General features: G+C 51.5%; 15 protein-coding genes. 13 read left to right on the top strand and 2 right to left on the bottom strand.

The window, feature by feature from the left end; translation table 11 throughout:
- Positions 1-147: 147 nt before the first annotated feature.
- From K7P01_RS04015 to K7P01_RS04005, 3 genes are all read left to right on the top strand, one after another.
- Positions 148-861 (top strand): DUF4197 domain-containing protein, encoded by a 714-nt coding sequence (locus K7P01_RS04015; RefSeq protein ID WP_267290083.1) that lies wholly within the window; start codon positions 148-150, stop codon positions 859-861.
- Between the two features lie 325 nt (positions 862-1,186).
- Positions 1,187-1,936, top strand: coding sequence for a DUF4382 domain-containing protein (locus tag K7P01_RS04010; RefSeq protein WP_267290081.1), 750 nt, complete (start codon positions 1,187-1,189; stop codon positions 1,934-1,936).
- 140 nt (positions 1,937-2,076) lie between these two features.
- Positions 2,077-4,323 carry a GH92 family glycosyl hydrolase gene (locus K7P01_RS04005; protein ID WP_267290079.1) on the top strand — a complete coding sequence of 749 codons (2,247 nt, stop codon included), beginning with the start codon at positions 2,077-2,079 and terminating at the stop codon, positions 4,321-4,323.
- Positions 4,324-4,395: 72 nt separating this feature from the next.
- Here the strand turns inward: K7P01_RS04005 and K7P01_RS04000 are convergent, their stop codons facing one another.
- Positions 4,396-5,817: a S41 family peptidase gene (locus K7P01_RS04000; RefSeq protein WP_267290077.1), complete on the bottom strand. Its 1,422-nt coding sequence runs from the start codon at positions 5,815-5,817 to the stop codon at positions 4,396-4,398.
- A gap of 187 nt (positions 5,818-6,004) precedes the next feature.
- Here K7P01_RS04000 and K7P01_RS03995 point away from each other — a divergent pair, with 187 nt between their 5' ends.
- A complete protein-coding gene (locus K7P01_RS03995) occupies positions 6,005-6,649 on the top strand; it encodes an START domain-containing protein (protein ID WP_267290075.1) in 645 nt (214 codons plus the stop codon).
- A gap of 9 nt (positions 6,650-6,658) precedes the next feature.
- Here K7P01_RS03995 and K7P01_RS03990 read toward each other — a convergent pair whose 3' ends face one another.
- Positions 6,659-7,108: a response regulator gene (locus tag K7P01_RS03990; protein ID WP_267290073.1), complete on the bottom strand. Its 450-nt coding sequence runs from the start codon at positions 7,106-7,108 to the stop codon at positions 6,659-6,661.
- Positions 7,109-7,335: 227 nt separating this feature from the next.
- Between K7P01_RS03990 and K7P01_RS03985 the strand changes: the two genes are divergently transcribed.
- The 9 genes from K7P01_RS03985 to K7P01_RS03945 all read left to right on the top strand — a co-directional run bounded on the left by K7P01_RS03985 (position 7,336) and on the right by K7P01_RS03945 (position 13,863).
- Positions 7,336-7,650: a hypothetical protein gene (locus K7P01_RS03985; RefSeq protein WP_267290071.1), complete on the top strand. Its 315-nt coding sequence runs from the start codon at positions 7,336-7,338 to the stop codon at positions 7,648-7,650.
- A gap of 125 nt (positions 7,651-7,775) precedes the next feature.
- Entirely contained in the window at positions 7,776-8,123 is a 348-nt protein-coding gene (locus K7P01_RS03980) for a hypothetical protein (RefSeq protein ID WP_267290069.1), read from the top strand.
- Positions 8,123-9,148, top strand: a complete 1,026-nt coding sequence (locus tag K7P01_RS03975; protein ID WP_267290067.1) for a CBS domain-containing protein — start codon at positions 8,123-8,125, stop codon at positions 9,146-9,148. Before K7P01_RS03980 ends, K7P01_RS03975 begins: the two co-directional genes overlap by 1 nt.
- A gap of 153 nt (positions 9,149-9,301) precedes the next feature.
- Positions 9,302-9,694 carry an alpha-amylase family protein gene (locus K7P01_RS03970; RefSeq protein WP_267290065.1) on the top strand — a complete coding sequence of 131 codons (393 nt, stop codon included), beginning with the start codon at positions 9,302-9,304 and terminating at the stop codon, positions 9,692-9,694.
- A gap of 34 nt (positions 9,695-9,728) precedes the next feature.
- Positions 9,729-10,076: a hypothetical protein gene (locus tag K7P01_RS03965; protein ID WP_267290063.1), complete on the top strand. Its 348-nt coding sequence runs from the start codon at positions 9,729-9,731 to the stop codon at positions 10,074-10,076.
- Positions 10,077-10,284: 208 nt separating this feature from the next.
- The gene (locus tag K7P01_RS03960; protein ID WP_267290059.1) at positions 10,285-10,587 is read left to right on the top strand and encodes a DUF1801 domain-containing protein; all 303 of its coding nucleotides are present in this window, start codon (positions 10,285-10,287) and stop codon (positions 10,585-10,587) included.
- A 26-nt stretch (positions 10,588-10,613) separates the two neighbouring features.
- The gene (locus K7P01_RS03955) at positions 10,614-11,054 is read left to right on the top strand and encodes an NUDIX domain-containing protein (RefSeq protein WP_267290057.1); all 441 of its coding nucleotides are present in this window, start codon (positions 10,614-10,616) and stop codon (positions 11,052-11,054) included.
- Positions 11,055-11,067: 13 nt separating this feature from the next.
- Positions 11,068-11,523, top strand: a complete 456-nt coding sequence (locus K7P01_RS03950; protein ID WP_267290055.1) for a GNAT family N-acetyltransferase — start codon at positions 11,068-11,070, stop codon at positions 11,521-11,523.
- 15 nt (positions 11,524-11,538) lie between these two features.
- Positions 11,539-13,863: a glycoside hydrolase family 95 protein gene (locus tag K7P01_RS03945; protein WP_267290053.1), complete on the top strand. Its 2,325-nt coding sequence runs from the start codon at positions 11,539-11,541 to the stop codon at positions 13,861-13,863.
- The last annotated feature ends 52 nt before the right edge of the window (positions 13,864-13,915 follow it).

Here is a 13,915-nt window from a genome sequence, read left to right as displayed (position 1 = left end):
CCAAAGCAGCGGCCCTTTTTGTCTACAAAAAGGGCCGTGCTGTTGGAACACTTTCCAGCTGTGGCAAGGTTTGTGATAGACGGTACTTACTGCCAGGTTACAAGGTTCCTGGCGGTTACATTAATGCTGCCAACTAAACTTTACCACATGAGACATGCTGTTTTATTGCTGTTGTTTGCCAGTATCGGGAGCTTCGCGCACGCGCAGTTGAACCTGGACAAGCTGAAGAAGACCCTGAAAGGGGGCGGGATGCCGACAACCGAAGAGGTTGCTGCCGGCCTCAAAGAAGCCCTTACCAATGGTGCCTCGAAAGGATCCGACCTGGTGTCGCAAGCCGACGGCTATTTTAAAAATGCCGAAATCAAAATTCCCTTTCCGCCGGAAGTAAAACAAGTCGAGACCAAGCTGCGCCAGGTAGGCATGGGCGCTCAGGTCGATAAATTCGTCCTCGCCCTCAACCGCGGGGCTGAAGAAGCTGCCAAAGAGGCCAAGCCCATCTTTGTGTCGGCGATCAAGCAGATGACCGTTCAGGACGCCTGGAGTATCCTGAAAGGCGAAGATAACGCTGCGACGCAGTACCTCGACAAAACAACCTCGCCCGAACTTACTACCAAGTTCAAGCCCATTATCCAGGCGGCGCTGCAGAAGGTTAGTGCAACGAAGTATTATGCAGACCTGGTCAATGCGTATAACAAACTGCCGATGGTGCAGAAGGTGAATCCGAATTTGGATGACTATGCTACTGAGAAAGCTATCGATGGGTTGTTTGTGATGGTGGCGAAGGAGGAGAAGTTAATTCGTGACGATCCTGGCGCGCGTACCACTGACCTGTTGAAGAAGGTTTTCGGCGCACAGAAATAAAAGGCGCATCTTCTGCATGCGCATAAAAGGTTGAGGGTGTCTTTTTTAGACACCCTTTTTTTGTGTTGCGGATGATACTATCGAAGTTTTTCGCCTCTGTTCAATAAACGGACCCGAGACCCACTTCAGGAAAGAGTTTCTATAAAAGAAAACGGAGAATATAGAAGGATCCATTTCTGTTTGCTGCAAACGCTGCGATTGTCTGTCTGCGGCTCATAACTCCGTTTGGTCGGTTCCTCAGGTTCCCTTCCAGGCTTTATGAGGAATTTAGCCGAACAAACAACTCTCTAACAGTATGAAGCATGTAAGGCTAGTTTTAATTGTCATGGGAATCGCTGCGTTCATCGCTACTTCCTGTGATTCGGATGAGAAGAAGAACGCGCGCGTCCAGGTGTGGCTGACGGATGCGCCCGGCGACTTTCAGGAGGTGAACATTGATCTGAAAGGAGTGGAGGTACACGTGGGGGATGGCGATGATGATGCGGGGTGGAGGAGTCTGCCTGTTCACACGGGTGTTTACAACCTGCTGAAGTTAACGAATGGGCTGGATACATTGTTGGGCGAGATCACGATCCCTCCCGGAGCGATTTCGCAGATCCGGCTGAAGCTTGGTAGCGAAAATACGTTGAAGGTCGGTGGTGAGATGTTTGACCTGGATGTGCCCAGCGGCCAGCAATCGGGTTTGAAGTTGCAAGTGCACCAGACACTTGTCGAAGACATCACCTATAAGATCCTGCTGGATTTTGATGTGGCCCGGTCGGTATTACTCACTGGCAGCGGGCAGTACAAACTGAAGCCTGTGATCCGCACGATTCCCGAAGCGCAGGACGGCGCAATAAAAGGTGTCGTATCTCCCGTAGCATCGACCCCGGCGGTGTATGCTATAAAAGAAACCGATACCCTGGCTACAGCGTACACCGATGCCACCGGACATTTCCTGCTGCGTGGGCTTGCTGCGGGAAGCTACACGGTTTCGTTTGTGCCCAACAGCAGTTTTGAAAGCACGCAAAAAGAAAATGTCAGCGTTGTGATCGGCCAGGTTACCGATCTCGGCACAGTAGAAATTCCTCAATAGAGAAAAGAAAAGAATGATGCAAAAAGAGGCTGCCTTTCGAGACGGCCTCTTTTTGCATGTTATCCCACCAGCGGTATTTTGTCTTCAGAAGAAGGTGTCTATCTTTAACCGTTGCTGAATCGATTAACTAGCCACTGTCTATGCTATCAAACCTCATTACACGCCGCACGGCCGCAGGCATAAGCGCTGCTTTACTTCTCGCCCTTACATCGTATGGCCAGGCGCCATTGTCCTGGGTTGACCCGCGCGTCGGAAACGTCGGCCATTTGCTGGAGCCCACGCGCCCTACGGCGCAACTGCCTAACCAGGCAATACGCTCGTACCCCGGGAGAAAAGATCACCTTGATCCGCAGATCAGCACGTTCCCCTTGTCGTTGGTCTCACACCGGCAGGGACACCTGTTTGGCGTCATGCCTTATACCGGCGCGGCGATGGCTACTGCCACACCGCCGCGTGCCACGTGGGATCCCGAGAACGAAGTGTTGACGCCATACTATTATTCGGAGTGGCTGGACCAGGAAGAGATTGAGATCGCTTTTGTACCCGGTGCCAAAACCGGACATTTTCGTATAGTCTTCCCCGCGGGCTCCACCAAGAATGTATTCCTGCAGATCAGTCAGGGGGGTGCCTGGCAACGGGTATCAGATCGTGCCGTTTCAGGTACCGAGCAAGTGAAAGGTATGACGGCGTGGGTATACGGTGAATTCAGCAAGCCCGGTGTATATGCCGCGTGTCGCGAGACCACCGGCAAAGGCCAGGCGTGTATGTCGTGGGCAGAGACCGGCGCGAGCGTGATCGAGTTTAAATATGCGATATCGTTTATCAGCGCAGAGCAGGCCCGCAAGAACCTCGTAAAAGAACAACCCGCATGGGACTTTGATGGCGATAAACAACGTGCGCAGAAGGCATGGGAGCGTGTATTAAACCAGATTGAAGTAAAGGGAGGCACCGACAGAATGAAGCGTACGTTCTATACCGCGCTCTACCGCTGCCAGGAGCGTATGGTCAATATTACTGAAGACGGTAAATATTATAGCCATTACGACAAACGGATCCACGACGATAGCCGTCCGTTTTATGTGGACGATTGGGTATGGGATACGTATCTTGCGCACCACCCGCTGCGCACGATCCTGAACCCAGCCCAGGAAGCAGACATGATCGCGTCGTATCTGAAAATGTACCAACAGAGCGGCTGGCTGCCAACGTTCCCGCTGTTGTGGGGCGACAACCCGTGCATGAATGGATTCCACTCTACCATCACGCTGCTCGATGCCTACCGCAAAGGCATTCAGCCATTTGATTTGCCGCTCGCGTATGAAGCAGCGAAAAAGAATGCCACACAGGCTACCATGTTGCCGTGGCGCAACGGGCCGGCATGCTCACTGGATTCGTTCTATCACCAGAAAGGATATTACCCCGCCCTGCATCCCGATGAAAAGGAAACGGTAGGAGAGGTGCATTCGTTCGAGCGCAGGCAGGCCGTGGCTATTACGTTGGGCCACAGCTACGACGATTGGGCGCTCTCACAGCTTGCCGTGGCGGCGAAACATAAGGACGACTATGCACTCTTTCTGAAACGATCGGCAAACTACCAGAATCTGTACCAGGCCGAGAAAGGATTCTTCATGCCGAAAGATGCCAACGGCAAATGGATCGACATCGACCCGACCTTCGACGGTGGCATGGGTGGCCGCGACTATTACGATGAGAACAACGGCTGGACTTATCTGTGGCAAGTGCAGCAGGACATTCCCGGCCTGATGACCCTGATGGGCGGCAAGCAAGCCTTTGAAGCACGCCTGGATCAACTGTTCCAGGAAAGCCTGGGCCGGAGCAAATACGAGCTCTGGGCGAAATTCCCCGACTTCACCGGCATCGTTGGTCAGTACTCCATGGGGAATGAGCCAAGCTTCCATATCCCCTATCTATACAATTTTACCGGCGCGCCGTGGAAGACGCAGAAACGTATACGCATGCTGCTCAACACGTGGTACCCCGATAATATCTTCGGTATACCCGGTGACGAAGACGGTGGTGGCATGTCGGCCTTCGTGGTATTCTCCTGCATGGGCTTTTATCCCATCGTACCAGGCCTTCCGTTGTATACCATTGGCAGCCCGGTATTTGAAAAGACGACGATTCACTTGCCCAATGGAAAAGACTTCCAGGTGGATGCCCTTGGCTGCAGCGAGCAAAACAAGTTTATCCAGGAAGCATACCTGAATGGTAAACGTCTGGACGGACCGTGGATGACGCACACCGATATTGTACAAGGCGGTGTATTAAAGCTGGTCATGGGACCTCGCGCGAATAAGACATGGGGTGCAAACGTAGATGTCAATCGAATCTTACAGCAAGCAACGCTGCAAGAGTCGGCGCGATAAGAGAAATATTTATTGATAATAAAAAACGGGTGCTCTTAAAAGGCACCCGTTTTTTGCTATTACGCTGCTCGATTACGGTCGTTTCAATGTCCGTACCGCGCGATCATCCACGGTTAGCTGGAAGCTTCGTTTCTTGCGATCAAGTGAGTGTGCTATCAGCGGACGGTCTACCAGGCTGGTACGGCCGATCGTACCGCTGCCCGTGATTTGACCAATCGCTTTGGCCAGCAGGGGTTCACGTGTGTCGCCGAACGGGTATAGTATGAAGTTGTTGTCGGGGTCTATAATATTGGGGTAGAAACCACCGTCGTAGTCAGATTGGTTCAGTGAATTATATACTTTTACGACGATGGGCTGCATGCCCCACTTGTTTGTGGCATCTTTGTCGTCGTAAATGGAAATGGAGCCAACGTTCTTGCCATAGGTAGTGTCACCCACCAGGAACACGTCCATATAGGGACGCAGACCGTTGATGATCAGCTCGCTGGCAGAGGCGGTGCGTGAGCCGGTCAGAATAAAGAGTCGTTTGTTTTGCAGCAGATTGCCCACGTTGGCCGCTTTGTTTGTGAAGTTGACGGTGAGTACGTCTTCGCCAAGATCCGGATCGTTGAGGATCTGCTGTTCTACATCGTCGTTGTATTCTTTTGTCATGAAGACCTTTGTGTTATTGACGTCTGCACCCAGCAAGCTGGCCAGGTTAAGAGCCGATACTTCAGAGCCACCGCTGTTAAACCGCAAGTCGAGTACAAGGTCCGTTACACCGGCTGTTTTGAAGCCGTTGATGATCGATTCCATTTCGGTATCGTACTCGTTACCATCGCTCTGGCCCGCGGCAAAGAAATTATAGACGTAGTAGCCGATCTTGTGCTCGCCGGTTTCAATGACGGTGTGTAGGTAGTTCGGGTTTTCGTGGTACTCCTGAGGGGTGAGTGAAACAGTGGCGGGATCGCTCAGGCTTTCACTTTCCACATCCATGGCGCGATACGTCAGGGTATGATTTTCACTCAGGGCCGATAGCAAGGTTTGGTAATTTGAAATGGTGATCTGTGTATTGTTAATGTGCGTGATGACATCGCCGCGTTTCAGCCCGGCGTTTTTAGCAGGTGAGTTCGGTTTGATATACAGTATCTGCGCAATTACATTGTTGTTCGTGTTGCTTTCGCGGTAGAGGGCGTATTCATAGCCGGCTTCTTTGCTAATGCCTTGCAGCGAGTTCAACAGGTCCTGGTAATTGTCCTGGATCCACGAGAAGCGGTCGCCATCGTATAACAACGAGTTGAAATACTCATCGGGGGCGAGGTTCTTGTTTGTGTTCGTGGGCAGCTGGTCATTCCACAGATACCAGTCTTGCATGTTCGTCAGGATCCAGTCGTTGACGTGCTGGTTGCTGGCGGAGGCGTTGCTGTCATCATCGTCTTTACAGGCTACGGCCAAAAGCAACAGCGCACAGCAGGCCAGCAGGGCTCCGGGGCGCAGAAATTGAAATGTTTGCATGGAAGTTCTCTTGAAATATTGAAACAATAACGTCGTAATGATACGGTTTTATACGTTATGGGGTCTGTTCTTGTCTACGGAAAATGCAAGTTTGTCGCCTGAAATACAGCAACATGCAAAAAACATCCTCCGGCGACCGCAATATTTTAGAAACTACGAACGTCTAAAATGCGTTATCCCTGTGCTTATGCCGAAATCTCTACTATCAGCGCTCTTTTTTATCTATCCCCTGCACTTTGTTGTCGCCCAGGAAGACTGGAAATTACGTGACGAAAAGGAGGGTATTAAGATTTACATGCGCTCGGTGGCGGGCTCTGACATTAAAGCGTTGAAGGTATCGTTTTCGATACAGGCGACAATGTCCCAGATGGCGGCGGTCATCCTGGATGTAGCCACTACCGATCAATGGGTATATAGCACCAGGAGCTGCACGTTGCTCAAACAAATCTCGCCACAAGAGGTCGTATACCATTCGGAGATCAATGTGCCCTGGCCGGCCAGTAACCGCGACTTTATCGCGCGCATTCGGGTCACGCAAGATCCTGTGACGCGTATCATGACCGTTGAGTCGTTTAACGAACCCAGCTATGTCCCCGAGAAGGATGGCGTTGTACGGGTGCCACATGCTGATGGGAAGTGGACCATTAAGCCGGCGGCACCATCGCAGTTACACGTAGAATATATGCTACATATTGATCCGGGAGGCGCCATTCCGGCATGGCTTATCAATCTATTTGCTACAAAGGGACCGTTTGAGAGCTTTCGCAATATGCGGGAACACATTCGTAAGCCTGCATACCAGCGTGTACACATCCCGTTTGTAGCCGATTGACCCTACAGCTCAGTGGGGGTTGAGCACAAAGTCCGAAAAGGTGGGGAAGTACATCACCTTCCTCCAGTCGATGGTCAGAATGCGCTCGAGAATAGTTTTAAGCTCATCAAACGACGAGGGCTTGATGGCGTATAGATTCGAACCTTCGCGGTAACAAAACTCGATCGTTCGAAGGTCGTCGAGTGACGAGTAAACAATAATCGGAAGTGCGTCGTATTTTTTGTTTGCGCGTATTTCCCGCAGACACTGCTGCCCATCTTTACACGGCATGAGCATATCCAGAAAGAGTATATCGGGCACTTTCTCGTCGAGGAGCTGCATCAACAGCTCGCCGTTTTCCGCCCGTGTCAGGAGTACCGTCAGGGGCACCTGTTGAATCGCCACCGAAAATATATAATAATCCTCGTTGTCGTCTTCTGCCAGTAGAACGTGGGTCGTATTGGCGCCGGAAAGGTTCATATTCTTCTGTTTACAGGCTAGATATTGATTGTCAACGTATTAACAACAAACAAACCATACTTGGTCACAAAAAAGGGGTATTTAACCCGAAAGTCAAACTATTATTTTGAATAATCGGGCAATTTATATCTGACGGGTTGCCTGGCATCGATTCCTGGACTTGACGGTTCGTTAATTTTCTAAAGATCCGTTAACTTTAGCCGCTTTTTTGTAGACCAGCTTACCCGATGGCGCCCCACAAGCATGTCTTTTTATTGTGTGATGATCCTGCCAGAGCACAAAGCGCGCAACATATATTGGAGGGCGAGCCGGTGTGTGCTACGGTAGAGGTTGCGGTCGATCTTTTTCATTTGCGGTGCCTGCTCGCCGTGCGCATGCCCGATGCCATCGTCCTATATCCTGACCCCCAGTCTTCTCATAGCATGCACTATATAAAGGACTTACGCAAGGATATTTATGTTGACGGTATCCCTGTCTTCCTATACACCGTACTGCCGGATGCACACGAGTTGACCCGGATACTTACTCGCCTCCAGCCATAGGTGCTCTTCCTAACGCCACCGATACGGCGCGGGCCATAATTTTTTTGACAGCCCATTTCCTAAATCCTATACATATGTCTATTATAACTGTATATTAGGCCCGCGCTAATGCAAAATGTCAGTCTATGGCTAAAGGGAATGGATTAAAATACTCCATCGATCTTTCATTCGAAGAAATCAAATTGCCACCCTTTCAGGAGATTCTCATCCTGGGTAAAAACTCTCAACACGGTAAGATCGGTATATCCAAGTCGTTTGATATGCTTGTTCCCAATGGTTTCGAGCTGGTAGAAGTCGGCCATCCGCTGGTAGAGGCAGTCTTTGTCAACAAACGCATTTTATCCAAGATGCCGAAGGAGAAGATCATCGATATACTCGACGACAAGGTCTTCCCCTTTGTATCCGAAGGTGAGCTGCTGAAGGTTGACTTTCGGGTCACGATCTCCTATTCCAACATCGAACAGGAGTTCTGATGACTATCACCCGTTTCATCCGGCATCAGTACGACGTGGTTCCCGCCTACAGTGGAACACGGTCGATCAAAGACCACCTGGTGCAACAGTCCGCGTTGGTTGTGCAGGATGAAAACGAACAACCCATCGGTGTCCTTACACCCCAGGACGTCGTACAGCACTCGCACACGCTAGTAATTGATTGCCTCACTGCACGCCCCACGGTGTCGCCGGAGTGTGCGATAGAAGAGGCGTTGCGGGTGATGCAGGAAACGCATACCGACGTGCTGGCCGTCATGGACGATGGCAACCTGACGGGCCTCATTTACAAGAACGATTTGCTGGCGTACGTCACGGATCAGAAAAAAAGCCTGGAAGGAGAAGTCAACAAGCAAGTGACCGAGCTCCAGGCCATTCATAAAGAGTTGGTATTGTCGCGGCAGATCCTGCAAGCCGTACTGGATAGTACACAGTCCACCGTCATCCTGGTGGCCCCCGACTATAGCATCTTATTCTTCAACAAAAAGGCGGGCGATGAAAGCCAGGCCTTGTATGCACGTGAGCTGAAGACCGGGATGAATATACTCGACTATACGCTGCACGACACACGGGTAGCGGGCCGTTACCTGTTCGATGCTTTTAAAAGCGACTTTGATCGGGCGCTGGCAGGCGAGTCGGTGGTCACCGAACGCAAGGTGCAGTTCCCCGAAACATCGCGATGGCTACGCGCCGAATACGGCCCGGTATTTTATCAGGAGCAGATCATTGGTGCGACCATTACCGTTACGGACATAGACGAGCGCCAGCGCCACTTGCTGCAGATCGAGCGGCAGAACGAGCTATTGAAACATATTTCCTGGGTGCAATCGCACTATACGCGGCAGCCGGTGGCGACCATTCTTGGTCTGACCAGCATCATCGAAAAATCTACGTTAAGCGAAGAAAACATCCGCATCATTTCCATGCTGGAAGCCACCGCACAGAAGCTGGATGAGGTGATCCGTAATACCGTGCTGACGGCCAATTCCTTAGAAGAAGAACGTTAAAACAACCGTAATTTTTAACACCCTGTGTTGTCCTTCGCAACGGACAATACCTTCGTTTTTACGCTAAAAAGCGCTATTATCAAATTTAGTTAGATTTGTATTTACTAATAAATTTAGTTTTAGTACGTTTGTATCGGTCTAAACGATTGAGGTATGAAAATGGTAAAAACGGCAAACGGCATCAAAAAAATTGACGATTGGAATCCGGATCTGATCCCCGGACTATTAAAGCCAATCCTGCAACAGCACCGCGCAACGCTGGTGAATAAACTGATTCAGGGCGAACTGAATACGTACATTGATTATAAATTTTCTTCCCGGGCCAGCGTAGGCCAACTGGAAAAGATTCGAAACAGCCTGGATTTATTGAAAGACGACGGCATCGATCCCGTGCTCTACAGTCCGATCTTCCAGTCCGTGCTGCACAACGATTTTACAAACCTGGACAACGCGTTGTTCTACCGCGAGATCGATGCTACGATCAGCACGCGACTGTTGCGTCCGCATACTTTTGAAAAGGGCCAGCACATGTTCTCTCAACAATAGTCTTTTGCGATAACCATTTTTTAACCCCTACACGATGAAACAACAAACAACTATGGAGGATACCACGCTACGCCACGACGCTGTCGACATTATCGATGTCATTCGCAAGTTGCGTAACGATCTGATCAAAGATTTTCTGGATGAGCGAAATATGATTGTATACCTCTCCCAGCAATTCCGGATCATGGAGCTGTCGCACGTAAAGCTTGAATTTATAAAAAGTGAGTTGAAGCAACTACTGATCGCTCCTGTAGACACGACCTGGTATAAACCCATTATTGACGACTTTCATCGTACGGGCAGCGCGGCCCTGACAGAAGGAAACGAGAAGCTATTCTATAAGGAGATCGAAGAGGTCTTGAAAAGATATTTATTCAGTTAGGTCTTAGTTTAGGTTTAGGATTTGCCTTAGGGGTAAGGCAAGGCAGCGCGTGGTAGTCCCGGACAAAATGTTGTGTGACAGACTCCGGCAACGCCACGTTGCTGCTCTTTTTTAAGACGTTGGTCGTTAGCACTTTTTTCAGCATATTGTATCGATGCGCCCAATCGATCTTTACTTTGCCGAGCAGCCGGAACCCGTAAAAAGCTGTATGATTTTTTTGCGTGAGCATATTTTGCAGCTCGATGCCGGTATTACGGAAGCCTGGAAATACCGCATGCCATTTTATTGTTACCGCGATAAGATGTTCTGTTACCTGTGGGTACATAAAAAATACAAACAACCGTACGTCGGTTTTGTCGATGGACATCTGCTGGAGCATCCTGATCTACTGCCGGAGAAACGGGCGCGTATGAAGATTCTGTTAATTGACCCTACACGCGATGTGCCCGTGGCGAAGGTCAGTAAACTTTTACGTGCCGCGCTCAAGGCCCGCCAGCGCTTGGATTCCTGAAGATTTGGCTCCAACTTCGCGCAGCCATGACGCCACGTGAACAGAAGATACTTCCCGCCGTATCCGCGGCCATATTTAACGACCAGGGGCATGTGTTGCTGCAGCAGCGACGAGACACCGGCAAGTGGTGTATCATTTCGGGCCATGTAGAGTTTGGCGAAACAGTGGAGGATGCGATGCTGCGCGAGATCCGGGAGGAGATCAACACGGCGGCCGAAATCATACGACTCATCGGAGTATATTCCATGCCGGCCTTTGCCACCTACGATCATACCGACCACCGTGTGCAGTATATCACCTCGTATTTTGAAGTAAAGCTGCTCGAAGCGCCCGACATTTCTTTTACCAACGCCGAAACGCGGGCGTGGCGTTTCTTTTCCCCCGACGCATTGCCCGCCGACCTCGACCAGGTCAATCCCTACTGGCTGGCAGATGCGTTGAACAAACAATCTGTCTTTATCCGTTAATAATTTTCTTTCTATGATCCAGCATGCCATCGAACTTGTCTCGCCCGACGACTACGCGGCGATTACCGATGTCTGGGAGGCGTCCGTCCGTGCCACACACCACTTTCTGACCGAAGCACATATTCAGTTCTTCCGCCCCCTGGTACAGCACAGCTATTTAAAAGATGTTGACCTGCGTTGTATACGCAGTGAGGCCGGCGCTATTCTCGGGTTTGCAGGTGTAGCCGGTACGCGGCTGGAAATGCTTTTTATACATCCCGCCGCGCGCGGTCAGGGTACAGGCCGGCAGCTGCTGCGGTATGCCATCGAAACATTGGGCATCTATGAAGTAGACGTCAACGAGCAGAATCAGCAAGCTGTGGGCTTTTATGAGCACATGGGCTTTCGTACCTTTCACCGGGCGTCGGTCGACTCGTTGGGAAATCCGTTTCCTGTACTAACGATGCGGCTGCTGCGCAAAACAGCTTAGCAAGTTCTTTCAAACATGATGATACGATCTTATATACGCATGAGTTTAGTGCTGGCCACGTTGTGGCTGGGCGTTGTGGTACACGCCGCCGGGCAGTCGCCTGCGCCGGTGGCCAACTGGAGGCTCTGGTTCAACAGACCTGCTGCAAATTGGAACGAGGCGCTGCCGGTCGGCAACGGCCGGGTAGGCGCGATGGTCTTCGGTGGTGTACAATCGGAGCGCTTGCAGCTGAATGAAGAAAGCGTGTGGACGGGTAAGCCGGAAGACTTCATCAATCCCGGCGCACGTGCCGCGCTGCCCGTCATCCGCAAGCTGTTGTTTGCCGGCAAGTACGTCGACGCACAGCAACTGGCCATCGATAAGATGATGGGCAACAAAACGGTCAACAGCAGTTACCAGACCGCCGGTGACTTGTGGTTGACATTTCCCGCGCAAGGGGCAGAACCCGAAGGCTACGAACGCGCACTCGACCTCGAGACAGCGGTCGCTACCGTACAATACCGACAAGAGGGGGTAGCCTATACGCGTGAAGTATTTTCCAGCGCGCCCGACCAGGTGGTGGTATTGCGACTGACGGCTGACCGGCCGGGGGCCCTGTCGTTACAGTTCGCGCTTACCCGTCCTGGTAGCAACGCGGCGGTATCTGTTTCGGGAAATGATATATTATTACAGGAGCACACCGGTGGCGGGGTAGGTGTGAAGCTGGTAACACAGTTGCGTGTTATACCAGAAGGAGGCTCTCTGTCCGCCGGGGGTACACACCTGTCTATAGAAAAGGCTAATGCCGTCACGGTGCTGATCGCGATCGCCACCGACTATACCGGCGGTGACCCGCGCACGACCACGCAACAGCAGTTGACCGCCGCCACGGCGAAGCGATATGAAGATTTGAAACGCGCGCATATACAGGACTATCAATCCTACTTTAACCGTGTAGCGCTCGATTTGGGCGTGACCAATGCGGTATACTTTCCTACCGACGCGCGCGTGTCGGCGTTGCAGCATGGAAATGAAGATCCGCACCTGGCAGCATTATATTTCCAGTTCGGTCGCTATTTGTTGATCAGCAGCTCGCGCCCGGGAGGTTTGCCGGCAAACCTGCAAGGCATCTGGGCCGACGGCCTGACGCCACCGTGGAGCGCAGACTATCATATCAACATTAACATTCAGATGAATTACTGGCTGGCGGAGGTGGCAAACCTGTCGGAGCTGCATTTGCCTTTCATTACCTTCCTCGATAAACTACGTCCCGATGCGCGCAAGACAGCAAAGACTATGTATGGCATCGATGGTACCGTAGCACATTTTACAACAGACCCGTGGCTGTTCACGGCGCCGTATGGGTATCCCAGCTGGGCGATGTGGCCCATGGGCATGGCGTGGTGTGCGCAGCACGTGTGGGAGCACTATGCTTTCACGGGTGACAAAGCGTTCCTGCAACAATATTACCCGATCTTGAAAGAGTCCGCAGCGTTCTGTGCGCAGTGGCTGGTAGAGAATCCCGCCACGGGCAAGTTGGTGTCAGGCCCTTCTATTTCTCCGGAGAATTCATTTCAGACTGCCGATGGACGGAAAGCAACGATGGTGATGGGACCGACGATGGACCACATGATCATCCGCGACCTGTTAACGAGCACGCTATTGGCCCAGCGCGTATTGCACCAGGACGAGGCTTTTGGTAAAAAGCTCGAGAAGATCCTGGCAAAGTTATCACCGACACAGATTGGCGCCGACGGACGTATACTTGAGTGGACGGAATCTTTTCAGGAGCCGGAGCCTGGGCATCGGCATATATCGCATCTATATGGCTTGCATCCCGGGAAGGAGATTACCCGCAAGCAACCTGATCTTTTTGCTGCCGCTCGTAAGACAATCGATTATCGGCTGGCGCATGGTGGAGGCCATACGGGTTGGAGCAGGGCGTGGATTGTTAACTTCTTCGCTCGCCTGGGCGATGGCGAAGCGGCGCATGAAAACCTCGTAGCACTATTTAAGAAGTCGACGTTGCCTAACTTGTTTGATAATCATCCGCCGTTCCAGATCGATGGTAACTTTGGTGCTCCGGCGGGTATGGCGGAAATGCTGTTGCAGAGCCATGATGGCTCGCTGACGTTGTTGCCGGCGTTGCCGAAGGCTTGGGCTACGGGGTATGTTCGTGGGCTTTGTGCGCGCGGCGGGTTTGAAGTCTCCATGACATGGGCCAACGGTGTACTGCAGGAAGTGACGTTGCTGTCACGATTGGGGGGAGCTTGCCAGGTGCGGTACGGTAATAAAGCGGTGACGCTGCAAACCGAGACTGGGAAGGTATATACTTTGAATGAAGACTTGAAAGTACATTAGTATCAAGTAAACGGGCGCTTGGTACCCCGGGCCAACTTTCTGGTGAGCATGA

Source organism: Parachryseolinea silvisoli, assembly GCF_021190955.1.
Lineage (GTDB): Bacteria > Bacteroidota > Bacteroidia > Cytophagales > Cyclobacteriaceae > Ohtaekwangia > Ohtaekwangia silvisoli.
This window is presented reverse-complemented; position numbering and strand designations above follow the sequence as displayed.